The sequence below is a fragment of the Gottfriedia acidiceleris genome (assembly GCF_036421055.1).
GTDB classification, from domain to species: Bacteria; Bacillota; Bacilli; order Bacillales; family Bacillaceae_G; genus Gottfriedia; species Gottfriedia acidiceleris_C.
This window is the reverse complement of the sequence record NZ_JAZGQS010000010.1, coordinates 104,430-130,064: the sequence shown is the minus strand read 5'-3', so window position 1 is coordinate 130,064 and position 25,635 is coordinate 104,430. Positions and strand designations below refer to the sequence as shown.

The 25,635-nt window shown below is 33.2% G+C and carries 22 protein-coding genes and 1 pseudogene; 4 read left to right on the top strand and 19 right to left on the bottom strand.

Annotated elements, in window-relative coordinates:
- Positions 1-5 precede the first annotated feature (5 nt).
- The 6 genes and pseudogenes from ctaG to RAH41_RS16240 all read right to left on the bottom strand — a co-directional run bounded on the left by ctaG (position 6) and on the right by RAH41_RS16240 (position 7,285).
- Complete coding sequence (ctaG, locus tag RAH41_RS16265) at positions 6-905, bottom strand: cytochrome c oxidase assembly factor CtaG (protein WP_331223941.1); 900 nt, start codon at positions 903-905, stop codon at positions 6-8.
- A 339-nt stretch (positions 906-1,244) separates the two neighbouring features.
- On the bottom strand, positions 1,245-2,327 hold the full coding sequence (eutH, locus tag RAH41_RS16260) for an ethanolamine utilization protein EutH (RefSeq protein WP_331223939.1): 1,083 nt from the start codon (positions 2,325-2,327) through the stop codon (positions 1,245-1,247).
- A 70-nt stretch (positions 2,328-2,397) separates the two neighbouring features.
- A pseudogene (locus tag RAH41_RS16255) lies at positions 2,398-3,445 on the bottom strand (M24 family metallopeptidase).
- Positions 3,442-4,545: a Xaa-Pro peptidase family protein gene (locus RAH41_RS16250; protein WP_331223938.1), complete on the bottom strand. Its 1,104-nt coding sequence runs from the start codon at positions 4,543-4,545 to the stop codon at positions 3,442-3,444. Before RAH41_RS16250 ends, RAH41_RS16255 begins: the two are co-directional and overlap by 4 nt.
- A gap of 374 nt (positions 4,546-4,919) precedes the next feature.
- Entirely contained in the window at positions 4,920-6,614 is a 1,695-nt protein-coding gene (locus tag RAH41_RS16245) for a sigma-54 interaction domain-containing protein (protein ID WP_331223936.1), read from the bottom strand.
- Positions 6,615-7,144: 530 nt separating this feature from the next.
- Positions 7,145-7,285, bottom strand: coding sequence for a hypothetical protein (locus tag RAH41_RS16240; protein ID WP_331223934.1), 141 nt, complete (start codon positions 7,283-7,285; stop codon positions 7,145-7,147).
- 245 nt (positions 7,286-7,530) lie between these two features.
- Here RAH41_RS16240 and RAH41_RS16235 point away from each other — a divergent pair, with 245 nt between their 5' ends.
- A complete protein-coding gene (locus RAH41_RS16235) occupies positions 7,531-8,052 on the top strand; it encodes a hypothetical protein (protein ID WP_331223933.1) in 522 nt (173 codons plus the stop codon).
- A gap of 193 nt (positions 8,053-8,245) precedes the next feature.
- Here RAH41_RS16235 and ctaF read toward each other — a convergent pair whose 3' ends face one another.
- The 5 genes from ctaF to cyoE all read right to left on the bottom strand — a co-directional run bounded on the left by ctaF (position 8,246) and on the right by cyoE (position 13,156).
- Entirely contained in the window at positions 8,246-8,584 is a 339-nt protein-coding gene (ctaF, locus tag RAH41_RS16230; RefSeq protein WP_331223932.1) for a cytochrome c oxidase subunit IVB, read from the bottom strand.
- Between the two features lie 4 nt (positions 8,585-8,588).
- Positions 8,589-9,212: a cytochrome (ubi)quinol oxidase subunit III gene (locus RAH41_RS16225; RefSeq protein ID WP_069035564.1), complete on the bottom strand. Its 624-nt coding sequence runs from the start codon at positions 9,210-9,212 to the stop codon at positions 8,589-8,591.
- The gene (gene ctaD / locus RAH41_RS16220) at positions 9,212-11,068 is read right to left on the bottom strand and encodes a cytochrome c oxidase subunit I (RefSeq protein WP_331223930.1); all 1,857 of its coding nucleotides are present in this window, start codon (positions 11,066-11,068) and stop codon (positions 9,212-9,214) included. The genes RAH41_RS16225 and ctaD overlap by 1 nt, the downstream gene beginning before the upstream one ends.
- Before the next feature lie 31 nt (positions 11,069-11,099).
- A complete protein-coding gene (coxB, locus tag RAH41_RS16215; protein WP_331223928.1) occupies positions 11,100-12,140 on the bottom strand; it encodes a cytochrome c oxidase subunit II in 1,041 nt (346 codons plus the stop codon).
- 95 nt (positions 12,141-12,235) lie between these two features.
- Positions 12,236-13,156, bottom strand: coding sequence for a heme o synthase (gene cyoE, locus RAH41_RS16210; RefSeq protein WP_331223926.1), 921 nt, complete (start codon positions 13,154-13,156; stop codon positions 12,236-12,238).
- 378 nt (positions 13,157-13,534) lie between these two features.
- Here cyoE and RAH41_RS16205 point away from each other — a divergent pair, with 378 nt between their 5' ends.
- Positions 13,535-14,470 (top strand): heme A synthase, encoded by a 936-nt coding sequence (locus RAH41_RS16205; protein WP_331223924.1) that lies wholly within the window; start codon positions 13,535-13,537, stop codon positions 14,468-14,470.
- A gap of 120 nt (positions 14,471-14,590) precedes the next feature.
- Here RAH41_RS16205 and pyc read toward each other — a convergent pair whose 3' ends face one another.
- From pyc to RAH41_RS16190, 3 genes are all read right to left on the bottom strand, one after another.
- On the bottom strand, positions 14,591-18,040 hold the full coding sequence (pyc, locus tag RAH41_RS16200) for a pyruvate carboxylase (protein ID WP_331223922.1): 3,450 nt from the start codon (positions 18,038-18,040) through the stop codon (positions 14,591-14,593).
- An 82-nt stretch (positions 18,041-18,122) separates the two neighbouring features.
- Complete coding sequence (locus RAH41_RS16195) at positions 18,123-19,265, bottom strand: FtsW/RodA/SpoVE family cell cycle protein (protein ID WP_331223920.1); 1,143 nt, start codon at positions 19,263-19,265, stop codon at positions 18,123-18,125.
- 176 nt (positions 19,266-19,441) lie between these two features.
- Entirely contained in the window at positions 19,442-19,732 is a 291-nt protein-coding gene (locus RAH41_RS16190; RefSeq protein WP_069035558.1) for a YlaN family protein, read from the bottom strand.
- Positions 19,733-20,047: 315 nt separating this feature from the next.
- On the opposite strand from RAH41_RS16190, the gene RAH41_RS16185 reads away from it, so the two are divergent.
- Complete coding sequence (locus tag RAH41_RS16185) at positions 20,048-20,536, top strand: peptidyl-prolyl cis-trans isomerase (protein WP_331223919.1); 489 nt, start codon at positions 20,048-20,050, stop codon at positions 20,534-20,536.
- 67 nt (positions 20,537-20,603) lie between these two features.
- Here RAH41_RS16185 and RAH41_RS16180 read toward each other — a convergent pair whose 3' ends face one another.
- Both RAH41_RS16180 and RAH41_RS16175 read right to left on the bottom strand, forming a co-directional pair.
- The gene (locus RAH41_RS16180) at positions 20,604-21,932 is read right to left on the bottom strand and encodes a PhoH family protein (RefSeq protein WP_056468520.1); all 1,329 of its coding nucleotides are present in this window, start codon (positions 21,930-21,932) and stop codon (positions 20,604-20,606) included.
- Positions 21,933-22,090: 158 nt separating this feature from the next.
- Positions 22,091-22,546: a pyridoxamine 5'-phosphate oxidase family protein gene (locus RAH41_RS16175; protein ID WP_331223917.1), complete on the bottom strand. Its 456-nt coding sequence runs from the start codon at positions 22,544-22,546 to the stop codon at positions 22,091-22,093.
- Between the two features lie 153 nt (positions 22,547-22,699).
- Between RAH41_RS16175 and RAH41_RS16170 the strand changes: the two genes are divergently transcribed.
- Positions 22,700-22,900 (top strand): YlaI family protein, encoded by a 201-nt coding sequence (locus RAH41_RS16170; protein WP_056468526.1) that lies wholly within the window; start codon positions 22,700-22,702, stop codon positions 22,898-22,900.
- Between the two features lie 88 nt (positions 22,901-22,988).
- Here the strand turns inward: RAH41_RS16170 and RAH41_RS16165 are convergent, their stop codons facing one another.
- The 3 genes from RAH41_RS16165 to typA all read right to left on the bottom strand — a co-directional run bounded on the left by RAH41_RS16165 (position 22,989) and on the right by typA (position 25,607).
- Complete coding sequence (locus tag RAH41_RS16165) at positions 22,989-23,261, bottom strand: hypothetical protein (protein ID WP_331223915.1); 273 nt, start codon at positions 23,259-23,261, stop codon at positions 22,989-22,991.
- Positions 23,262-23,291: 30 nt separating this feature from the next.
- Positions 23,292-23,609 carry a YlaH-like family protein gene (locus RAH41_RS16160; protein ID WP_331223913.1) on the bottom strand — a complete coding sequence of 106 codons (318 nt, stop codon included), beginning with the start codon at positions 23,607-23,609 and terminating at the stop codon, positions 23,292-23,294.
- A 150-nt stretch (positions 23,610-23,759) separates the two neighbouring features.
- Positions 23,760-25,607: a translational GTPase TypA gene (typA, locus tag RAH41_RS16155; protein WP_331224051.1), complete on the bottom strand. Its 1,848-nt coding sequence runs from the start codon at positions 25,605-25,607 to the stop codon at positions 23,760-23,762.
- Positions 25,608-25,635 lie beyond the last annotated feature (28 nt).

The following is a 25,635-nucleotide window of genomic DNA, read 5'->3' as shown; positions in this document are numbered from 1 at the left end:
CACCCCTACGATTTTTTAAGCAATAACGGATTACTACTGATTGGATCAATTTTATTTCCATTTTGTTCTCTTTTAGCCCATTTGAAAAAATTATAACCAATAACAGATCCATAAACTATTTCCTGGATAATTTTCATGATAACTCCGCCAACCTGTTGATCTTCCCTTGCTGACATAAAGTTAAATACTTCTGGTCCTGAAATATTTAGTGATTTTAATAAATCTGGTGATACGCAAAGTTCCATCGCTTTACTCCATAACACTGGATCATTATAAGTCGCGTAAAATGGATGTCCTGCAAAAATAATAAGTGCACATGCTGGTGTTAATAAAATACCATTTCCAAACATATAACCAATCTTTTGGATATCAGAAAGTGTTTGTCTCTCAGGTAAGTTATTAATAACAGGAAACCACATAAATAGTGCCATGAAAAATAATATATTTGTAAATAAGAAATGATAGACATTATTCGTTTTTACAGTATCAAATACCAATGGATAATGATAAATCGAAAATACTACATTAAAAATAAGTAAAGCAATTAATGGTTTTGTAGCAAAAGTAAAAAACGAATTAACGAATTTTGGTTTAAGTATGATTCTCCATAACCAATTTGGAATTCCATTTATAAGAAAGATCGGTGCAACTAAGTATAATACTGCCATTTCTGTCATATGAGCACTAAAAATTATATGGCCAATTAAATCGATTGGACTGCCTTGTGCGGTGTAAACTAACAAAATTCCAATCACGAAATAAACCTTTTGTTTAGTCTCAGTAACTTGGTCTTTATCTTTAAATTTATTAATTATGTAAAAATAACCTAAAATGACTAAAACTAAAAACACCAATAAATATGGACTCCAAAGTGCTTTAAACCCGAACATCCCCAAGCTAATCATGAATGCACACCCTTTAATTATTCTATTCACACTTATTATCTTTACCTAATGTTTAAATTAATATTGTACTATGTAAATTTAATCAAAAGCTTCCCAAAGACAAAAAAATTTAAACATTACTTCTATCATATAATATTTAATGAAATTATCCAAACTATTATACTACTAAATTATATAACAGTATTAACGGTTTATTCAAATTAAAATACGATTTGAAAACCTTATTCATTTTTAAATGATAAGTATTTATTGAACGAAAATCCAAGGGTGTACACTTTTCAAAGGTATGATTCTTAATTCTTCTTGCCACATTTAACCTGTTTTTCTATTAAAGTTCTATCATTCAAATCTACTTCTTTGACGTTTTGTCAATAACAAAGCTATTGCTGCAGCCAAAAACCCAGCGGTTAGTTTACCGACAATTAAAGGAATGACAAAATTCTTCTCCACACCCGCCACAAACCCAAGGTGACTCCCAAATACAAATGCGCCACTTACGGCAAATGCTGTATTTATGACTTTCCCACGGTCATCCATCTCGTGCAGTGTTACAAACATAGGAATGTGGTGGGCGAACGAAGCAATGAATCCCCCTAATGCTTGTTGATTTACACCTAGTTTATTTCCAAGTAGTGCAAAAGGCTTCTTTAATACTCTTAATAACACAAATACAAAAGGAAATGCACCGGCAAGTATGATTGTTATTTTTCCAACTGTTACAAACCCTTCTGAAAGTGGCATCATACCTGGAATAATAATGATACCTGTTAAAGTTTCAATGATAATCGAGACAAGGCCAATGATAATCATTATTTCAATTCCTTTTCCAAACCATTTAAAACCACGGATCATCACGGATTGAGCAGATAACATCCCAATGCCAATCAGGACAGAAATAAGAATAGAAGGAATAAGATTTTTCAACATCCATATAAATCCAAATCCCGCTACGAATCCTCCAGCTAAACATCCAATTGGAATGGTCATGAGCCCGATTAAAATTCCTTTAGCAAAAAAGGGATGGTCATTTTTATGAACGATGCTTAAAGCAACTGGAATGGTAAAAACAACAGTTGGTCCCATCATCGTTCCTAAAAACACCCAAGAAAATAAAGCAGCATCACTCGACTGGGCCATTTCATTTGCTAATGAGTAACCGCCCATATCAAGAGCTAAAAACGTTGATGAAAACATCGATGGATCTGCTCCAAGAAATTGGTAGATAGGGGATACAATTGGTGTTAGCCATTTTGCTAATACAGGCGATAGTGAGATCATGCCAACCATTGAAAGGGCTAGTGCTCCCATGGACTGAAAAGCTTCCTTAAATTTTTGTCCGACTCCATACTGATTACCCAACAAATAATCGATTGCTCCTAGGACCATAAATCCTGTCATAATATATAAGATGATTTCATTCATATCAAATACTCCCCCATTCAAAAAAAAGGTCATCTTTATAATATTCCTTGGATGACCTGTTCTACATTTTTTATAAGATTATTAAGTGCTTAGGAGAATGGGTAATAATTTCATAACCACTCTCTGTCACGATAATATCATCTTCAATTCGGCAGCCACCCCATCCTGGAATATAAATTCCTGGTTCCACGGTAACTACCATACCAGTTTGAATTACTTCTACACTTTTATCAGAAAGTCGGAATGGTTCGTGAACCTCCATACCTAACCCATGACCTTTTGAATGTCCGAAACGATTTCCAAAGACTTTTTTTAGTAATATACTCTCTTGTCAAATCGTCAATTGATTTCGCCTTTTCACCAGAATTAATTAGAGCTTCTAATACGATGTGATATATTTTGTGGAACTCATCCGAGCAGCTTCCAACGGCGATTGTTCTCGTAATATCAGAGCAATAGCCATTATACAATGCCCCAAAATCAAGGGTAACCATATCGCCATGCTCGATCAATTTTTCGGAAGCTACTCCATGTCGTAGGGCCGCTCTCTATCCAGAAGCAATAATGGTATGAGAAGATGATGAGGTTGCACCTTGTTTACGCATGTAGAATTCTAGCTCATTACGTACTTCTAATTTCGTAATCTCTGGTTTAATAACATTCAAAATATATTCAAACGCTTTATCTGCTATTCTAGTAGCCGTTCTCATTATTTCTAATTCTATCTTTTCTTTGATTTCTCTAACCTCTCAACGATATTTTCCAATTGAATCCATTGAACATTTCTATACTCTTGTAGCGTTGAGAACGTTTTTAATGTCATGGAATTTGCCTCAACAGCGACCTTCTTAAGTCCTTGACAGTTGATTTCACTCGCAACTTCTTTTTCTATATTTCTGTTATGGATGATAATCTTAGCGTTTTTCACTTCATTTTGAGCCTGTTTTAGCATATCGGAAGTCAGTAATAAAAGTAGCAGCATTTCTTAATATGAGCACCATACCTGCTGATCCTGTAAAACCTGTCGTATAGCTAATATTTTTACTCTTTGTAATTAAAATTGCATCGATATTGTTTTCTAAAAGCTGTTTCTGTATTTTTTCGATTCTGTTCCTTATCTCTCAACACCTACAATCATTAATTCTTTTGGAAACTTTGTTAATACTTCACAGCCATTATCTGAAATCACAACATCATCTTCAATCCTAATACCACCAAGGCTATCAAGATAAATGCCAGGTTCAATTGTAATGACCATTCCTGATTTCAATACCCTCTCATTAAGATCATTTATGGAAGGTGCTTCATGAATATCAATTCCAAGGCCATGACCGATACGATGTGGAAAATAATCACCGTAGCCTGCTGCTTGAATGACACGTCTTCCTGAGAGATCAACGTCACCAATTCTTGTTCCAGGAAGAGACGCTTCCACTCCAGCAAGATTGGCCTGTAAAACTGTATTGTAGATTTTAACGAGTTCACTATTGGGATTACCATAAATGACAGTTCTTGTGATATCAGAACAATATCCCTTATATTTCACACCTAAATCAAATAGGGCAGTATCTCCTTTTTTTAACTTATTCTCTCCTGAAGCTCCATGTGGATTACTTGCATTTTGTCCAAACAATACAATTGGAGGGAATGACATTTCTTTTATCCCTTTTTTCTTTAATTCAAATTCAATTCTCCCTAATACTTCAAGTTCTGTGATTCCTTCTTTTAACGCTTCAATTCCCACTTGTACGCCGTAATCAGCAAATGCGGCAGCTTCCCGTAATATTTCAATTTCATCAGCATCTTTTACTAGTCGCATTTCAGTTAGTATAGAATCTAGTGATGCAAACTCTATTTCACCAATAATCTGTTGCAGATTTTCAATGTAAAAATAGGAGATATCATGTTTCTCCACTGCAAAGTGTTTCATTTTGTTTCTGATTTCAATAACGTGACGAATAAGTGCCCATGGATCATCGGAATCTGTGTAACTTAAAATTGGATGGCTCCATCCTGCTTCCTTAATCATTTGAACTTCCATTTCTGGTGTAATAAAAATGGGTTCGTCATTCGGGAAGATAAAAATACCTACAAATCGTTCGTGTGGATTGTAATCAAAATTTGATAAATAAAAAATATTTTGGCGCGATGTGATCAATCCACTTGGTATACTTTGTTTTTGTAAAAATGTTTGTAATTCTTGCAATCGATTTTTCATGATTATTTCCCCTTTATTGTTTGGATTAAATTAAACATGAATTATTAATGCAAGTTCTGTGCCATTTTTCTAATCTTTTATTTAGGGGTTTGTTCAGGAAATTGTGTAGATGTTTTTAGACACTTCTAAGCTCTTAGTGTCTAAGTATTTAGACGGAAGAGTATTGATAGAATAGTGGACGTGCTATAAGAGGAGTTTATTTAAAAGTATAGAGTTTGCATACGGGTAAAAGAAAGAGTAATCCAGGAAGAAAAGTTACCTAACTACTAACTAAGTATAACTTTAGAAAACCTTTGATATCTAACTTCTAAATCAGTCCAGGAGAGTTTCTTACGCTCCTCTGGACTAATTTTGAACGTTGAGGCTTTTAGTTTTTAAAGCTCAATCTTTAATTTTTTCATTTTATTGTATAAAGTAGCTCGTGATATTCCTAGTTTTTTTGCTGCTGCCTGCTTATTGCCATTCTCTATTTGAATTGCTTCAATGATTTTATTTTTTTCAAAATCATTTAGATCATCTTGTAAAGAGTCATCGTAACCAGTTGATAACGATATAAATTGTAATAGCTTTGGCGGTAAGGCTTCGACAGAGATCGTTCCTTCCCCTGACAATAATACTAATCGTTCAATAACATTTCTCATCTCCCTCACATTTCCAGGCCAATCGTATTGTAATAAGGCAGAAGTTACCTGTGGATCAACGTAATGAATCGTTCGATGATATAGCAATGAAAACTCATATATAAATTGATGCAAAAGCTCCATTATGTCTTCTTTTCGTTCTCTCAAAGGGGGAATCGTTATAGTTAAAATGTTAAGACGATAATAAAGGTCTTCTCGAAATGTATTAGCTTCCACCATTGCTTCTAAATCTTTATTGGTAGCAGCAATGATTCGGCATTGAGCTTTTAATTGCCTTGTACCTCCAACCCGGTAATACGTTTTATCTTGCAATACTCGGAGTAATTTCACTTGCATATCCAACGGTAAGTCACCAATTTCATCTAGAAAAAGTGTTCCTCCATGCGCCAACTCTAGTTTTCCTTTTTTACCTTTTGCATCCGCACCAGAAAATGCTCCTTTTTCATAGCCGAAAAACTCACTCTCAAACAATGATGGTGTAATCGCACCACAGTTTACAGCAATAAATGGAGAAGATGATCTTTTATAAAAATGTATAGCTTTTGCGAAGACTTCTTTTCCAACTCCAGTTTCACCAAGTAATAAAATGTTCGCATTTGTTTCAGACATTTTCCTTGATAATGAAACTGTTTCCTTCATCAATTGACTCGAACCTTTTATTTGTTGAAAAGAATCATGTGACAATTGTAGTCTTGAAACTTCATTCTGCAATTGAATAATTTTGGAGGAAGCATTCATAAGTTCTTGATTCATTAACACTTGACTTGTAATGTCGGTTTCTGCAGCAACTGCACCTACGATTCGGTCATTGATAAAAATCGGACTGCTATTAATCATGACAAAAAGATCCTCACGTGGTTTATGCTGCTTATGCCGAAAGGATTGACCTGTTTCCATTGTAACTTTATTTAATAACATATCTTTTGGAAAAAACTCCTCCATCTTATTCCCAATAATTTCTTCTTTAGAAATTGAAAAAATCCTTTCAGCACCATGTGTCCAAACCACCGTTTTTCCAGTTTCATCTACAATCGAGACCGAACCATCCATTGTATCAATCATCGTTTTAAAATAGGCCTCTAAATATTGATATGATTCAAACAATTTGGAAGCTAATACAGCAGAAGTGATATACCCTTTAATTTTACCTTCCCCATCCGTAATAACTACAACATCTGATGTTCGTATTTCTTGAATCAAATCTTGAAAAGCATCTTTTTCATTGAAAATGCCCGCTTTTTTCCAATAAAAATCATTGGTATTTTTGCTATTAACATAAAAATGAACATACTCATTTCTTGTTAACATCCAGACTTCACTATGATGCTGTTTAAATATATACGCACTTTCACAATTAATATCCATTTCAGAGTGCAAAGAAAAATTTGTTTGCAACAAATCTTCTATTCTTGGAAGAAGATGTTTCATGAAAATACCACCGCCCAATTGAATCTTTTTCATATTACTCTATCATTACATAGAGATTATGTCATGATTATTATTTTGTGAGTTCTTAATAGAAGCCATATATTTGTATTGCATGGTAGCATCCCTAATACCCTAAGTTAATCAGTTGAATTGAGATCCTTCCATTTTTCCAAATCCGAAATAAAGAACGACATTTTTGAACTAAACAGTGAAATAGGAGTTGATCTATTAATTAGCTCTCAAATTATTATTTTTCAATTTACGCATTAAGTTAAATTGCTTAAATTTAAATAATAATAACTAAATCATTAATCCCTTTGATACGTATAGACTTATTATTTATCAATATTGATTCACGTTAACTAAGGTGGGATGAAAAAAATAGAGATATTAGAAAAAAACAATTATACCCATAAAAAAATCTCCATAATATTCAAAGCTATTTTTAGCATATCAAACTTTGGAACCCTCAAACATTCTTATTTCAGGGATTCAACTTATTAATATCGGTTTCTTAATTATCTTTTTCTTTACGTTTTGCCTTGCATTGGAATATCCATGAAACCTTGTGCACCCCAAATTATATGCTCTGTTAATTTATCCATCCTTCCAGTAAGCTCGACTTTTTCTTCCATTTCAATATCTTCATCTTTAGGAATTTCCATATCCATCGTTGAAACATCCCGTTCATTTTACTTTCGACCATAACCGTTAAGTACTCATTCTTATAATGTCGGCTTTATCGTTTTCTTCCTTTGAACTTTCTTATACCAATAAAAATGGCCATAGTTGAATTGGATTCTTGATTGACCATTAAAGAGAATATCAAAAAATATAGTTATTCTCGATAAGTATTTCTTTCATAATTTTGGGGATAATTTATAAGTCTAAAGAATTTTACTAGGAGGAAATTTAATTGATTTATTACAATAGATTTGGTACAAAAAGGGACTTAACAGTAAGTGAAGGCGATCGTGTAGAGATTATTAAAAGAAGTGACATTTATTGTATAAATGAAGAAGAACCTATTTATCATTCTGGGACGCTAACAAAAATTGAATATGATGATTTAAATAGAGCTCCAGAAAAAGAAGCTGTTGGTATTTGGGTAAAATTTGATAAGGATACCGTATTTAATGATGGTGAAGAAGAATTTCTTGAATTAGCTCAGATAGAGGAATTGTTTAAGAAAATGTATGATATTGTTGGTTATGCTATGGTAAATGAAGGAGTTACGTTAAGCATTACAGGTGAGGGGATAGGAAAGATTATTAACTTTGATTACCAGAATGGAGATTTAATTCCTGTATCAATCCAAGATGGTACTGGAGCAGAGAAAGGAACGATTACTGAAGCTGATGAAAAATTGATTCAAGAACTAAAGCTCTATGGTACACCACAAAAATACTTTCATTATGTGCTTTCTCAATCTAAATAAGTTCTCTTTACTAAAAACGTAAAAAAGTAAAAAATCTAAATTTGGCGTTTTCTATAAACCCCTGCAAAACTTTTTTATCGTTACAATAAAAGGTATCTCTTTTAACTAAACTGCCGGTAAGTCCCACAAAATATCATCAATCTACATAACAAACCAAAAAAAGGAAGTGAATAAAATTCACTTCCTTTTTTTATCATAACCAAATTAATGTTAAGAATGTTAATAGTGTAATTACAGCAACTGTAACTCCTGAATATAGGAAGAAAGCTGGTGTGCTGTGACCTTTATTTTTCATGTGCATGAAGTAATAAAGTTGGAACACTAGTTGTACTACAGCAAGTAATAAGATAAATGGTACTGTAAAGTATGGATCCATTTTATCTCTGTATATTACTGCTCCAAATGATGCAAGTGTTAAAACAATCATTAATGCGAAAGAAATTAATTGTTGTTTCATTTCTTCTGCATGTTTACGTCTGTGATACTTTATTTCAACTTGATTTCTTTGATGAGAGTTAGTATTTGTACCCATTTTCTTATCCCACCATTCCCATTAAGTATACTACTGTAAAGATGAAAATCCATACTACGTCAATGAAGTGCCAGTATAAACTTGCAATATAAAACTTCGGAGCGTTGTATAAATTTAAACCTCTTCCACCATTTCTAAGCATTAAAGTAGTAATCCATAGTAAACCAACAAATACGTGGGCACCATGCGTACCTACTAATGTATAGAATGAAGAACCAAATGCACTACTCTTAATTGTAAAATGATATTCATGCATATAGTGTCTAAATTCGTAAATTTCTAATAATAAAAATCCTAGACCTAATAAAACTGTAATCCCTAACCATAACATCATCTTTTTGTGTTCAAAGTTTTTCATGTGGTACATTGCATAAACACTTGTTAAAGAAGATGTTAAAAGTAACATTGTAGCAATGAATACTAATTTTGGTTCGAACATTTCCGCAGCACTTGCTCCACCAGCAGTAGAGTTTCTTAAAGCTAAGAAAGTACCAAATAATGATGCGAATAATACAGTTTCTCCACCAAGAAATAGCCAGAATGCTAAGAACTTATTTTTACCTTCTTCTGTAGCTTTTTCAGGGTTATGAGGAAACGTTTCAGCTGTAAATTTTTGATTCATTTCCATTATGCCTCAACCCCCTCATCAGCTATGTCTTCTTTATGGATATGGAATCCATGATCATCAATCCAAGAACGTAAGAACATTGAACCGAATGTAATAAATAAGCCAAGAATTAATACACCCACTGCAGTGTGGTTCTTAAGTTGGTCATTATACAATGCCCCAAATGCTGCAATAAATAAGCCCACTGACATAACAAACGGTAAAATAGATGAGTTTGGCATATGAATATCACCTAGTGGTTCAGCAGGTGTCATTTTGCCGTCTCCTTCAATTTTTTCTACCCATAAAGCGTCTAATCCACGTACATATGGAATTTGAGCAAAGTTATATTCTGGTGCTGGAGAAGAAATTGACCACTCAAGTGTACGACCTACACCCCATGCATCTCCAGCAGCTTTCTTACCTTTAATTGCTGTATAAACTACATTGATTAACATAACGATTGTAGCTAGACCCATGAACATTGCTCCGATTGAGCTGATCATGTTTCCAGTATCTAAGCCTTGTCCAGGTAAATATGTAAAGTAACGACGAGGCATACCCATTAAACCTAAGAAATGTTGGATAAAGAATGTTAAATGGAAACCAATAAAGAATAAGAAGAATGTAATTTTTCCTAATGTTTCATTTAAGATTTTACCAAACATTTTTGGCCACCAGTAATGTGCACCAGCAAAAAGACCAAATACTACCCCACCTACGATTACGTAGTGGAAGTGAGCTACTACGAAATAACTATCATGGAATTGATAGTCAGCAGGAGCCGCAGCGTTCATAATACCTGTTACCCCACCTAAAACGAATGATGGAATAAAAGCAACCGACCAAAGCATTGGTGTTGTAAAACGAATTTGTCCGCCCCACATTGTTAATAACCAGTTAAAGATTTTAACCCCTGTCGGTACGGCAATTGCCATTGTTGCAACAGCGAAAATAGCATTTGCTACTGCACCAAGACCGTCTGTAAACATATGGTGAGCCCATACCATGAATCCTAAGAAACCGATTAAAACTGTTGCGAATACCATTGAAGAGTAACCGAATAAACGTTTCTTAGAGAATGCTGGAATGATATCTGAGAAGATACCAAACGCTGGTAATATAAGAATGTATACCTCTGGATGTCCGAAAATCCAGAATAAATGTTCAAAGATCATTGAGTTTCCACCTAAAGATGCATCAAAGAATGCAGTTCCAAATAGGCGGTCAAACATTAATAACGCTAACCCGATTGTTAATGCCGGGAACGCAAATAAAATAAGTGCTGATGTTACAAATACTGTCCAAGTAAATAGTGGCATACGCATGTATGTTAACCCAGGAGCACGCATGTTAATAATCGTTGCTAGGAAGTTAATACCACCTGCTAATGTACCAATACCTGAAATTTGTAGACCTAATAAGTAGAAGTCTACACCATGTGATTTACTATGTAGAGCTAATGTCGCATATGAAGTCCAACCTGCGTCAGGCGCTCCACCTAAGAACCAACTTAAGTTTAAGAAAACCCCACCAACGAAGAATAACCAGAATCCTAATGAATTTAAAAACGGGAAAGCTACGTCACGAGCACCAATTTGTAAAGGTACTACCGCGTTAAAAAATGCAAAGATCATCGGCATCGCCGCTAAGAAAATCATTGTTGTACCATGCATTGTTAATACTTGGTTATAAGCATCACCAACTAAAAACGTGTTGTCTGGCTTAATTAATTGTATACGAATAAATAACGCTTCCATCCCACCAACTAAGAAAAAGAATCCGCCTGCAATTAAATACAGGATGGCAATTTTCTTATGGTCGACTGTCGTTAAGTAGTCCCACAATAGTGGTTTCTTTTTCGCTACAGAACTCACAGTATTACCCCCTTTGCTTCATATCCATTATTTATTTTGCAATTTTTAAGCTAGTTAAGTATGCAGTTAATGCATCAATCTGATCAGCTGATAATTCACCATATTTACCTGTCATAAGGTTTCCTGGCTTCATAGCTTCCGGATTTGTTAACCATTTTTTGATGTTTGCTTCATTATTTTTAGCAATACCAGCAACCATATCACGATCACCGAAGTTAGCTAAGTTTGGAGCAAGTCGTGCAGCTGGTGGTCTTGTATCATTTGCATCTGCAGCATGACAACCAATACAGCTTTGTTTGAAGATTTTTTCACCTTCTTGTGCATCTGCTGTAACAGCTTGACCTTTCTGATTCTTCATATCAGCTAACCACTTGTCGTAGTCGGCTTGACTTACAACTTTAACTTTAAATTGCATTAATGAATGTGAAGGACCACAAAACTCTGCACAGAACCCATTATATGTACCTTCTTTATCCGCTGAAAGCCACATTTTGTTTTCGCCTTCAACGTTTGTATCAATTTTACCTGCTAATGATGGTACCCAGAATGAGTGTTTGATATCTTGACCTTTTAGGTTTAAGATAACTTTTTTACCAACTGGGATATACATGTCTTGAGAAGTAATGAATTTTTGTTTTGGATACTCAAATTCCCACCAGAAAAGATGAGCATTTACATTAATAACAATTGCATCTTTTTTCTTTTCATCTTTTCCTATTTGCTTCTCATCTGACAGCTTAAACGTTTGTGATACTGTAGGTACTGCTAAAACAATAAGTAAAATAACAGGAATAATTGTCCAAAGAAGCTCTAAGAAATGATTACCTTCTACTTGCTTCGGAATAATATTCTCTTGACCTTTACGGTGACGGTATTTCACGATTACGTAAAGGAAAAGAACTGTTACTACAGCAACAACGAATACCATGATCAACGTACTTAGCTTCATAAGATCGTATTGCATTTTTGCTACTTCACCTTGAGGATTCAGTGTAGATTGATTTGCATGTCCACATGCACTCAAAATAACTGCTATCAAGGAAATTAGCGAGACTAATCGCCAATGTTTCATAAGTATACTTCCCCCTCTTTCAATTTAAAGTGTTTCATTCTTATTTAAAAATAAGATTAAACAAACAATAAAAAAATCCCCCGTAATACCCCTAATTAAAACGAAATTGTAAACACAATCATTGACATAAATAGAAGAGTTAAATAGTTAATGGAGTAAATAAACATCAGTTTAGAGAACTTTTGATCATCCTTTTGTTTATAACAATATAATCCTAAAATAACCCATCCAATATTCAATATTGTTGCAAAAATAATAAATGGTAAACCTAGAGCTTGCATGTAAAATGGCAGTGGTAATAAACATAATACCCAGATCATCACTTGACGTTTCGTCATTTCAAATCCGTAAACCACTGGTAGCATTGGAATTCCCGCTCTTTTGTATTCTTCAGAACGTCTCATCGCAAGTGCTAAGAAATGAGGTGGTTGCCATATAAACATGATTAAAAACAGCATCCAAGCAATTGGATGCAAATTCGCATCGATTGCTGCCCATCCAATTAATGGGGGTGCTGCACCAGATATACTACCTACTACTGTGTTTAACGTGTAATTACGTTTCGTCCAAAGAGTGTATAGTACGATATATGTAAATGCACCAATAAATGCATATACAACAGCCATTAAAGTTGTGAAAGCCATAAATGTAAAGCCCACAATTAACAAAAGAATTCCAATCGAAATTGTAACGCTTGGTTTAATATTACCAGTTACAGTTGGTCTGTTTTTAGTTCTCTCCATATAAGGATCAATATCACGATCAATATAGTTATTAATGACACATGATCCAGCAATAATAAGTGATGAACCAATTACAGTAATAATTGCTTTTGGTAAAGAATCTAATATATCTAATCCATTTATTTGGATTGCTAACCAGATACCTGTAAAAGTTGTCAGTATATTTGAGTTTACGATCCCTATTTTCATTAAAGAAAGTAAATCTTTCCTTAGTGAACTAGAAGGATTATTAGTTTCTTCGTTATTAGAAACATTATCAGCTAATTGTTCCAAGTCAATCCTCCTCTTTTTTTTGCAAAACTTCATTTTCATAATGAGTTTTTAATTTAGACATACTTCTATTAAACTAAATTTAATGAAATTTTTGTGATAAATATATGAACAAATTGTGTACGTTTCAAAAAAATTTTATCGTAAACAGTCTAGCTTTTCAATACTAAATACTATTTAATTATAAAATTAATTATTTCTATATTTGAAAAATGAATACATTCAAAGTTAAGAAAAAACAAATATTATGTCTAATTATGAAGGTTCCCTTTGAATTTTATGTCGTTATCTTATATGATATAGAAGTATTATTTACAGAATAATTTTTTTAATAATTAAATTTTAAAATTATTATTATTTTATAAAAGTGGGTGGATATACTTGCTACGTGTTTTAAAAGGGGTATCATTAATTACCTCATTCATTCTTTTAATTGTTTTATTAGGTGGTGCACTTGTAACAAAGACTAATTCTGGACTCGGTTGTGGAAGATCTTGGCCTCTTTGTAAAGGGCAAATCATTCCTGATCATCTAACGATTCAAACTGTCATTGAATTATCTCATCGTGCAGCATCTGGCCTTGCTGGGATATTTGTTTTATTATTAGCAGTGCTTGCTTGGATTATCATTCCTCATAAAAGAGAAACAAAGTTTTTAGCAATCATTTCTTGTATTTTTCTAATTGCTCAAGCATTAATCGGGGCAGCCGCAGTAGTTTGGGGTCAAGTCCCAGCTGTAAAAGCTATTCATTTTGGTATCTCTCTAATTTGTTTTGCTGCCGTAGTCATGTTAACATTATTAATTTTTGAGCGTGATCGCAATTATCAAAAAGATTCTTTTTATGTCGGAAAAAGAATGAAATTTCATACTTACGGTTTATGGATTTATTCATACTTAGTTGTTTATACTGGCGCTCTTGTTCGCCACGAAAATGCTAGCTTAGCTTGCCCTAGCTGGCCATTATGCAGTAAAGCAAACAATGGAATTCCTACACAAGTTCATGAATGGATTCAAATGGGGCATCGATTCGCTGCTTTTATCTTATTCGTTTGGATAATTATTGCTTTTGTGCATGCCTATAAATACTATCGTAATGAACGTGGCATTTATTTAGGATGGTTTGTTTCTTTCATTCTTGTTACTCTTCAAGTAATTTGTGGAGCGGTTATTGTAATTACAAACCTAAATATTTATGTTGCATTAACACATGCTATTTTAATCTCTTGCTTGTTTGCAATATTTAGTTTCCAAAGTTTAGTTTGTACTCGAAGTAAAAGCACAAATTCTGAGTTACAGCAAAATAAAAATATCTCTTAAAAAAGGTATTTCTTCCACTTAATTGTAGAAGAAATACCTTTTTTACATTTAAAATTAAAAGCGAAGAAGAGTCACCCTTATACTTAAGCTTCTCTAACTTCGCTTTTTTAGTTTACTTTTTTATCTTTGATCTAGTTCTATTAGTAGATCACCTGTAGAAATACTTTCTCCAGATGAAATTAAAATATCTCTAATTACACCTGTAAATGGAGATTGGACAGTTGTTTCCATTTTCATCGCTTCAGTGATTGCTAAAGTTTGACCTTTTTCAACTACATCACCCTTTTTAACAAGTACATTTAAAACAGTACCTGGCATTGTAGCGTTAATATGGTTTGGATTACTCGTGTCCCCTTTTCTTTTTTGAACGACAGTTGATTTGATCGAGTAATCTTTAACAACTATTTCTCGAGGCTGACCATTTAGTTCAAAGTAGATTACTCTTGTACCATCTGGCTGAGCTTGACCAATCGAAACAAGTTTAACAATTAATGTTTTTCCACGTTCAATATCTACTTTAATCTCTTCATCTAATTTCATTCCATGGAAGAAAGTAGGTGTATCCAGAACAGATAAGTCGCCATAGCTTTCTACATTTTTTTGATAGTCCATAAACACTTTTGGATATAAGCAATAAGCTAATATATCAAAATTAGTAACCTGACGATTTAATGTCTTGAATAAATACTCCTCAACATCTTTAAAATCGATTAGCTTTAATGACTCACCAGCTCTTTCAGTTAATGGCTGTCTGCCTTTTAAGATGATACGCTGTAAACTCTTTGGAAATCCGCCATGAGGTTGTCCTAATTTTCCTTCAAAAAACTCTATTACTGAATCAGGGAAATCGATACTTTCTCCTTTTTCATATACAGAATCTTCGTCCAAATTATTTTGAACCATAAACAATGCCATATCTCCAACAACTTTAGAAGATGGTGTTACTTTAACGACATCTCCAAATAGTTGATTTACCCTACCATACATATCCTTAACTTCTTCAAATCGGTCTCCTAAACCAACACCATTAGCTTGTTGTTTTAAGTTAGAATACTGACCACCTGGCATCTCATGTTGATAAACCTCAGTATGTGGTGAGACCATGCCACTTTCAAAACTACTATAATACTTACGAACGCCTTCCCAGTATGTTGATAACTGCTCTAAGCCATTAATATTTAAGTTTGTTTCGTTATTTGAACCTTTTAAGGCATAATATAAACTATTTGCACTTGGCTGAGAAGTTAATCCAGACATACTTCCAATTGCGATGTCTACAACATCTACGCCTGCTTCTATTGCTTTTACATATGTGTATAAACCATTTCCACTCGTATCATGAGTATGTAAATGGATTGGTAAATCTACAGTATCCTTCAATTCACTAATTAACGTATACGCAGCCTGAGGCTTTAATAAACCAGCCATATCTTTAATAGCTAATATATGTGCACCAGCCGATTCTAAATCCTTTGCAAGCTCTTTATAATACGCCAGATTATATTTTGTTCTAGTTGGGTCTAATATATCTCCTGTGTAACAAATCGATGCCTCGGCAAGCTTCCCACTATCTCTTACAGCATCAATTGCGATTTCCATCCCTTTAACCCAATTTAGACTATCAAATATTCTAAATACATCGATTCCTGCTTGAGCTGATGCTTCAATAAACTTTTTAACAAGATTATCAGGATAATTTTTATATCCAACTGCATTTGATCCACGTAAAAGCATTTGGAATAATACATTTGGAACTTTTTCTCTTAAACTTAATAATCTTTCCCATGGATCTTCATTTAAGAAACGGTAAGCTACATCGAAAGTCGCTCCGCCCCACATTTCCATAGAGAATAAGTTAGGTAATAATTTTGACGTTTGTTCTGCTACTGTAATTAGGTCTTTTGAACGAATTCTCGTTGCAAGCAGTGATTGGTGAGCATCCCTAAATGTTGTATCGGTAAATAAAACATTTGGTTGATTTTTTATCCATTTGGAAAATTCATCAGCACCTAATTTATCTAGTAATTGTTTCGTTCCACTATCAGCATTTTTAATATGACTAACATTTGGAATGATAATATCATCATATGCTGGTTTTTCTTTAACTGAAATACCTGGAAATCCATTCACTGTCACATTACCGATATAATTTAATAATTTTGTTCCACGGTCTCTTCTTTTTGCAAAAACAAATAATTCGGGAGAAGAATCTACAAAAGAAGTATTATACTCACCAGACAAGAAATCTGGATGTGTCGTAACATTTTCTAAAAAAGGAATATTTGTTTTAATACCACGAATACGGAACTCTTTTAAATTCCGATTTAACTTCGCAATTGCGCCTTCGAATGTTAATGCATGTGTCGTTACTTTAACTAATAATGAATCATAGTAAGGTGTAATCACCGCACCTTGGAAGCTGTTTCCTGTGTCTAACCTTACACCAAAACCTCCACCTGAACGGTATGCCATTATTTTTCCTGTATCAGGCATAAAGTTATTAAGTGGGTCCTCAGTAGTAACACGTGCTTGAATTGCAAAACCGATTCTTGGAATCTCATCTTGTAATGGAATTCCTACTTTATCACTATGTAAACTATTACCTTGTGCAATTAAAATCTGTGTTTGAACAATATCAATTCCTGTAATCATTTCTGTAATCGTATGTTCAACTTGTACGCGAGGGTTTACCTCAATAAAATAAAAATCATTTCCAGAAACTAAAAATTCAACTGTACCAGCATTTACATATTCTACTTCTTTCATCAGTTGAACGGCTGCATCACAAATTCTATTTCTTAAATCTTCACTAATCGAAGTACATGGTGCAACTTCAACTAATTTTTGATGTCTTCTTTGAATTGAACAATCGCGTTCAAATAAATGAATGATATTCCCTTGGTTATCCCCTAGTATTTGAACTTCAATATGCTTTGGATTTTCAATAAACTTCTCAACATAAACTTCATCATTACCAAAAGCAGCTTTTGCTTCAGATTTAGCACGCTCGTATGCATCTTTCAATCCTGCATTCGTACGGACAATCCTCATTCCACGACCGCCACCACCTAGAGCAGCTTTAATAATAATCGGGAATCCATAAGTTTCACCAAATTCCTTCACATCATCCAATGAGTGTACTGGACCATTGCTCCCTGGAATGATTGGCAAATTAGCTTGAAGCGCTTGCTGCTTTGCTTTAATTTTATCTCCAAAAATATCTAAATGTCTTGAATATGGTCCGATAAAAATAATGCCCTCTTCTTCACATCTTTGAGCAAATTTAATATTTTCTGATAAGAATCCATATCCAGGATGGATTGCATCTACATTGTTTTTCTTTGCAATTTCAATAATACCTTCAATATCTAGATAAGCATCAATTGGCTTTTTACCTTTTCCAACTATGTATGCTTCGTCAGCTTTATAACGGTGATATGACCCTTCATCTTCTTTAGAATAAATACCCACTGTTCTAATGCCTAACTCAGTGCATGCTCGAAATACTCGAATTGCAATTTCACCTCGGTTAGCAACAAGAACTTTTTTAATCTGTTTCGTGTAAGTCATTTTTGTAAGCCTCCTGTATTTATGAAAGATAATTATCAATAAACTAAGAATAAACTTTTAACAAAATGCATTTTTGAAGATTTTATAAAGTTTCTTTATGAATTTTATTTCGTATCGAAATATTCATTAAAATACCAACCATAGAAAGCATAACGATTAACGAAGTTCCTCCGTAACTAACAAAGGGTAACGGAACACCAGTAAGTGGAATTAACGAAGTAACTCCTCCAATATTTACAAATGATTGAATGACGATGATTGCACTAATCCCTGTAGCTAATAATGAATCAAAAGAATCCTTTGATTGATGTGCTATTAACAAACCACGCCAAACAATTAGGAATATACATAAAATAACTACAATTACTCCTATTAAACCTGTTTCTTCACCGATAATAGCTAGAATAAAGTCGGTATGAGGCTCAGGTAAGTAACCTAGTTTTTGAATACTTTTTCCTAATCCAACTCCTGTAAGCCCACCATTTGCAAAGGCAATTAGTGAATTTACGATTTGGAATCCGATTCCTTGCGCATAGTCAAAAGGATTTCGGAAAGCTAAAAAACGATTAACTTGTACATCTGTTAACCCGATTCCTAAACTGATACAAATACTAATTAACGGATAGAGTAATACAATCCCACCAACGAATAGGAGGATTAATCTCTTAACAATAAAACCACTACAAAACGAAACGACAGCACAAGTACCTATTATTAATAAAGCCGTACCTGTATCCGGTTGTAATCTCAATAGGATAATATAAATAGCTACTATGCTCCATGGGGCAAATAGCATTTTCCAGTTTTTCGTAATTCGCTTTTGTCTTTTGGAGTACCATCCTGCTAAAAGAACAATTGAACCCAATTTGATTAACTCTGCTGGTTGAATTCCGAATACCCAGCTTTTTGCATTATTTCTTACTTCACCAAATAGTAGAACTGCAATTAGTAATCCTACACTTACAGCTACATTTAAGATCAAGGCAATTCTTTTTCGAAAAAAAGTTGCAGGTAAAAACATTAAAAAAACAAATGCAAACATCCCTACTTCAAAAGCAACTAATTGCTTATGAAAGAAATAGTCACTTGGCCAATGTTCACTTTGATAACGAATGGATGGTAATGGCGAACTTGCACTATACACCATAATTAATCCAAATAAACACAACACTAATAATGGAACAAAAATCATATAATCAATATTTTTCAAATATTTTTTTAACATTACTTAATCATCCCTGCTTTGATTAATTATACTTTATGTATTCAACTATTTTGCTAAATTCCCTTTTTAAATAAAAATATTGTAACATAGATTAATAGATTTATTACTTATAACAAATAAAAAAATTCACAAAAAAAAGCTCAAACATTTATTGTTTGAACTTTTGTTGCAAATATTTATTTATTCTTTTGATCTGTAAACGCTTCATGTAGAGCAGATAGTTGACGCTCAAGTTCAGAAAGAAGTTCTCTACCTTGTTCTGCTTCAATTAAACCTAAACGAGAAGCAAAATCAATCTCCCTTGATAATCCAAACATTTGAGTATCTAAAACCTCTTCATATAGAGGGCATTGTGGCATCGTTAAATGATCAAGTTGCACATTTATTAATTTTAATATTTTTTCAGCATCTTTTTTTAATAATTCAAATGCTTTATCTTTGTAATCTGTTACAGCATCAGACCTCAATTTTCTCCCTCCGCTTCCGTACAAGCTATCTATTTAATATTATAGTTCTTTTTAAGAAAAATCAACTTAAATCAAAAGTTTTACAAATATGTATTATAGAAAATTATATTTTTGCAACAGTTTATTTATTAGATTTTTCTTATGTTAGGATGTAGATCTATATTATAATCTAATTTCTACAAAAATACCGTTCATTTAAAAAACAGATAAAACTTAAATGGAAAATAAGCGCTTTATTTGTTCAATTGTTTGTCTTTTTACTTAAAATAGTCGTACACTATAGTCAGACTTAGTACATAGAAGGGGTTTTAGTATATGAGTGATGTTTTTCAATTAACAGGTAACGTGGAGTTTCCGTTAACGATTGATCCAAGTGTTTGGATTTTTGATGAAAGAAAGGTTAAATTAGAGAGTTTGTTAGCTGGTGATTTGAAAAAGATTGATGAGCTAGAGCAATATACCAAAAGTGTTTCAAAGCATTGGGATCGTGAGATTGTTGAAGGTGCGAAGGTTGATAATAGCCCTTTATACGCTACTCAAAAGAAAGAGTGGCTTAAGGAATCGTATGCAATGCCATTTTCTTATTTCATAGATAATAGTAAACCGAAAAATCGTAATTCAGACGTTACGATTGAAACAGAAGGTGAATTAATAAAATTACCTTTTGAAACTGTATATGAAAGTTATTTAGCATTTTCATATAATGGCAAAAGAATCCTTGAAGATGGGCCAGTACATTTATATTTTGTTGATGGCTCAAATAAAGAAGCACCAATTACTTCAATTAAGAAAATTATTTTATAATTTAAAACAAAAGCAACATCTTACTGATAGATTTTGGTAAGATGTTGCTTTTGTAAGCATTTAATTATTACAATATATCCGCTGCAAGTTGGGCAATTGATGAACGTTCGCCTTTTATAAGTTTTACATGTCCACTTATTTTTTGATCTTTAAATTTTTCAACGACATATGTTAATCCATTGTTGTATTCATCTAAATATGGATGATCAATTTGTTCTGGATCCCCCATTAAAACAATTTTACTTTTATCTCCAACACGAGTTAAAATTGTTTTTACTTCATGCCTAGTTAGATTTTGTGCCTCATCTATAATAATAAATTGCTCTGGGATACTTCTACCTCTAATATAAGTTAAAGCTTCTACTTCAATTGAGCCCATTCCGGCTAATATCGCATCAAGTTCACCAGGTTTTTTCGTATTGAATAAGTATTCTAGATTATCATAGATTGGTTGCATCCATGGACGAAGTTTTTCATCCTTTTCACCTGGTAAATAACCAAGATCCTTGCCAACTGGAACAATCGGTCTAGCAACTAATAACTTTTTATAGCTTTGCAAGTCTTCACTTTGCATTAAACCTGCTGCTAAAGCTAGTAAAGTTTTTCCTGTTCCTGCTTTTCCAATCAATGTAACTAATGGTATATCATCTCGTAGTAGTAATTCTAACGCCATGGACTGTTGTGCATTTCTTGGCCTTATGCCCCAAATATGTTCATTTGAGAAAACAAATTTCTTAATTTTTGTACCCGTTTTATCAACAACTCCAAGAGCTGAGCTCTTACCACCTAGAGCATCCTTTAATACGATGAATTGATTAGGATAAAATGGATGGTTTGCTATATCTGAAACAGGAAGTTCAGTTTTCTCGTAAAACTTGTTTAACAAATCTGTATTTATGTAATACTCTAGATAACCGGTATAAATATGATCAACTTCCACTACTCGATCACTTAAATAATCTTCAGCTAATAAATTTAATGCATCCGCTTTTACACGTACTAATGTATCCTTACTAACTAAAATCACTGTTTTTCCGCTTTCTTTTGCTTCTTCTTCAAGTGATAAGTTTTTTGCAACAGCTAAAATGCGATTATCGTTTGTTTTTTCAACAAAGATTTCTTGCAATTGTTGAAATGAGCGATGATTTAATTCAATTCTAAATGAACCACCATTTTCAAGAGGAATACTTTCATGTAATTTCCCTAGTTCTCGAAAGCTATCAATTAGTTTGGATACATACCTAGCATTACGACCAACTTCATCCATATATCTCTTCTTTGAGTCTACTTCCTCTAATACAACAGCTGGTACAACTACTTCATTATCTTCAAATGAAAAGATTGCTAGTGGGTCTTGCAGTAGTACATTGGTGTCGAGAACATATATTTTACTCAATCCTTAACCTCCTGACTAAAAATAACTCAGATTAGAATAATTAGTTTTAATTCTAAATTGATTGGTCTTACATTTGGTTACTAGTCGAAGAATGGACGAACCGTTAATATATTATATGAAAATCTCTCTACTTTAGAATATTTTTTAATGTTTAAACCTCAGATGGATCTAAGACCACTTAAAACTGCTACATCTAACTTTTTTGCAGCTCTCTCATCATAAGTTTTTGCATACTCTGGTTCGACTGTTATTTTCGACCCATAAAACAATATATTTTTTACTTCATTAACTTCAACTTCTATACACGCTAATTTTAATGGAATCCCAGGCATTTGCTTCGTTAAAATTTTTGCATTTCCTGAGATACTATAAACTGTTTCATTTGAGAATATGCTTAATGATACCCCATCAACCTCTTCGATATTTGATATAATTGCTGATCTTTGATCTACAGCAAAACGAATCGTCTTATCGTCTAAAGCAGCAAGCCAAGATATTGCATTCGATACTGGCGCTTTCTTTTCGGGGTTAAAAGTACTTAAAAAAACAATTTTTTCTTTATTACAATCTTCAAATAAGCTTGGTGATAATGTTTTCTCAATACTGTTTGCCATCACTATTTCATCTCCTTCAAATAAAGAGTATACTAATATAATTCAAAGTTTATTGAAAACTTCCTGCTAAAACCGCTGTTTTCTAAAAATATATTCTAAAACCTGTTATAATTATGTTAACTTAAGTTTCATATACAAGGAGAGAAATTTCAAATGAGAGTTAAATGCATGATTTGTGATAAAAGCGAATCGATTAGCGATGAATCACCTATTGCAAAAAAATTACGAAATCGTCCTATCCATACATATACGTGCTCTGAATGTTACGATCGAATTAAAATAAAAACAGAACAAAGAATTGCAACAGGAAATTTCCGTTTCTTAAAACCGGTAAAGGACAATGACGAGTGGTAATTATGAAAAAAGAAGCCAATAGGGCTTCTTTTATTTATAAATCCACGAAAATTTAAACATAAAAAAACCTAGATTAATTTCTAGGTTTTTAATACTTCTCTGGATTAACTTTTACTTGTTCTAAAAAGCAATCAATCATTTCAATTGGAAAGCGCGTAGTACGTTCTTTTTCTGATTGTGTGAATGTAATTAAATAAAAATCTTCCATTTTTTCTATTTTTACGTTAGATACTTGATGATCCTCTTTTAAAATTGAATCAAACATCTCATACGTTTCTTTAGCAGCTTCATCCGAAGGTCTACCTTCATATATAACTTTTATCGTTAACCAATTATATAAAGCATCCTGAACAGATTTCATCTAAATACCAACTTTCTAAAAAGTGTTACTTTATGTAGTAGCATTATTCTTTTTTGATTGATGTAAACGAATCTTATATACACCTAACACGAAAACACTTGCAAGTAATGCTTCCACGATTGGTATTCTTAAAGCTAAGAAAGTAAGGAAACTACATCCAATCATAAGCAAAACATAAATAATTAAACTTTTAAGGATGCTCAATTTTTTGGCGAAACCTAAATGATATACCACAATACATAATACAACAATTAAACCGTATAAAATCCACATTGAAAGATGAACATCATGAGTTAGATTTATTAACTGTGTTATGACAAATTCAAATCCCTTTGGAGCTTTTTCCAAATCCATATCCCCCTATTAAATAATAAAACTAGATAGTTCTATTCGTTTGAAATTCGACTATAATATTAATTTTTTTTTAATTTGTCTACAAAAATGAAACCGACTATTTTCTAGTCGGTTTTATTATATCATAATTATTTTAAAATTTAATTATTCTTGTTCTGCGAATTTTTTCTTTTTCGCTGCACGCTCACGCTCATTTTTATCAAGAAGCTTTTTACGTAAACGAATTGATGTTGGCGTAACTTCACAGTACTCATCATCATTTAGGTATTCTAAAGATTCTTCAAGCGTCATAATACGTGGTTTTTTCATTGTTGTAGTTTGATCTTTATTCGCTGAACGGATGTTAGTAGCGTGTTTAACTTTTACAACGTTTACTGATAAATCATTATCACGGTTGTGTTCACCTACGATCATACCATCATATACATCTGTTCCTGGCTCAACGAAAATTACGCCACGGTCTTCTAGACCCATAATTCCGTATGTTGAAGCTTTACCAGTTTCCATTGATACTAATACACCTTGACGACGTCCACCAACTTGACCTTGAATTGCTGGTTGGTAGCTATCAAATGAATGGTTAATGATTCCATACCCACGAGTTAAAGTTAAGAACTCTGTAGTATAACCAATTAATCCACGAGCTGGTACCATAAATGTTAAACGAACTTGACCGTTACCATTATTGACCATATCTCTCATTTCACCTTTTCGAGCACCCATTGATTCCATGATTGAACCAGTATATTCTTCAGGAACGTCAATTTGTACATGCTCAACTGGCTCACATCTAACACCGTCAATCACACGAATGATAACTTCTGGTTTTGAAACTTGAAGCTCATACCCTTCACGACGCATGTTTTCAATTAGGATTGATAAGTGAAGCTCTCCACGTCCACTAACGATCCATACATCAGGAGAATCAGTATTTTCTACACGTAAACTTACGTCTGTTTGAAGTTCTTGTAATAATCTTTCTTCGATTTTACGAGAAGTTACAAATTTACCTTCACGACCTGCAAAAGGTGAATTATTAACTAAGAATGTCATTTGAAGAGTTGGCTCATCAATACGTAAGATTGGAAGTGCTTCTTGGTGTTCAGCAGGACATACTGTTTCACCAACGTTGATATCTTCCATACCAGATACCGCTACTAAGTCACCAGCTTTTGCTTCTTGGATTTCAATACGTTTTAATCCAATGAATCCAAACATTTTAGTAATACGGAATTGTTTAACTGATCCATCAAGTTTCATTAAAGCAACTGATTGACCAACTTGCATTGTTCCACGGAAAATACGTCCGATACCGATACGTCCAACATAGTCATTGTAATCTAATAATGTTACTTGGAATTGTAAAGGCTCTTCACTATTATCGATTGGAGATGGAATGTGCTCAATAATTGTATCGAATAAAGCATTCATATTTGGTTCTTGTTTAGCAGGATCCGATTCTAAGCTAGAAGTACCATTAATCGCTGATGCGAATACTACAGGGAATTCTAATTGATCTTCATCTGCACCTAATTCGATAAATAAATCGATTACTTCGTCAACTACTTCATCAGGACGTGCGAAGTCACGGTCGATTTTATTTACTACTACGATTGGTGTTAAATGTTGTTCTAAAGCTTTTTTCAATACGAAACGAGTTTGTGGCATACAACCTTCATATGCATCTACAACTAAAAGAACACCATCAACCATTTTCATGATACGTTCTACTTCTCCACCAAAATCGGCGTGACCAGGAGTATCCATGATGTTAATACGTTTACCTTCATATTGGATTGCAGTATTTTTAGCTAAAATTGTAATTCCACGTTCACGTTCTATATCATTAGAGTCCATTGCACGTTCATTAACGTTTTCGTTTGAACGGAATGTACCTGATTGTTTTAATAACTCATCAACTAACGTTGTTTTACCATGGTCAACGTGCGCAATAATTGCTATATTGCGTAAATCTTCTCTTTTTTTCAAAATATATTCACTCCTAAAATGTGTACACATC

What these genes read in the sequence shown, in the direction of transcription:
- RAH41_RS16185 (WP_331223919.1), top strand. Translation starts at nt 20,048, where the DNA reads ATGAGTGATGTTTTTCAATTAACAGGTAACGTGGAGTTTCCGTTAACG.
- RAH41_RS16245 (WP_331223936.1), bottom strand. Translation starts at nt 6,614, where the DNA reads ATGAAACATCTTCTTCCAAGAATAGAAGATTTGTTGCAAACAAATTTT.
- RAH41_RS16195 (WP_331223920.1), bottom strand. Translation starts at nt 19,265, where the DNA reads ATGTTAAAAAAATATTTGAAAAATATTGATTATATGATTTTTGTTCCA.
- RAH41_RS16170 (WP_056468526.1), top strand. Translation starts at nt 22,700, where the DNA reads ATGAGAGTTAAATGCATGATTTGTGATAAAAGCGAATCGATTAGCGAT.
- ctaF (WP_331223932.1), bottom strand. Translation starts at nt 8,584, where the DNA reads ATGGGTACAAATACTAACTCTCATCAAAGAAATCAAGTTGAAATAAAG.
- pyc (WP_331223922.1), bottom strand. Translation starts at nt 18,040, where the DNA reads ATGACTTACACGAAACAGATTAAAAAAGTTCTTGTTGCTAACCGAGGT.
- ctaG (WP_331223941.1), bottom strand. Translation starts at nt 905, where the DNA reads ATGATTAGCTTGGGGATGTTCGGGTTTAAAGCACTTTGGAGTCCATAT.
- RAH41_RS16175 (WP_331223917.1), bottom strand. Translation starts at nt 22,546, where the DNA reads ATGGCAAACAGTATTGAGAAAACATTATCACCAAGCTTATTTGAAGAT.
- eutH (WP_331223939.1), bottom strand. Translation starts at nt 2,327, where the DNA reads ATGAATGAAATCATCTTATATATTATGACAGGATTTATGGTCCTAGGA.
- RAH41_RS16225 (WP_069035564.1), bottom strand. Translation starts at nt 9,212, where the DNA reads ATGGAAATGAATCAAAAATTTACAGCTGAAACGTTTCCTCATAACCCT.
- RAH41_RS16240 (WP_331223934.1), bottom strand. Translation starts at nt 7,285, where the DNA reads ATGGATATGGAAATTCCTAAAGATGAAGATATTGAAATGGAAGAAAAA.
- RAH41_RS16250 (WP_331223938.1), bottom strand. Translation starts at nt 4,545, where the DNA reads ATGAAAAATCGATTGCAAGAATTACAAACATTTTTACAAAAACAAAGT.
- coxB (WP_331223928.1), bottom strand. Translation starts at nt 12,140, where the DNA reads ATGAAACATTGGCGATTAGTCTCGCTAATTTCCTTGATAGCAGTTATT.
- RAH41_RS16165 (WP_331223915.1), bottom strand. Translation starts at nt 23,261, where the DNA reads ATGAAATCTGTTCAGGATGCTTTATATAATTGGTTAACGATAAAAGTT.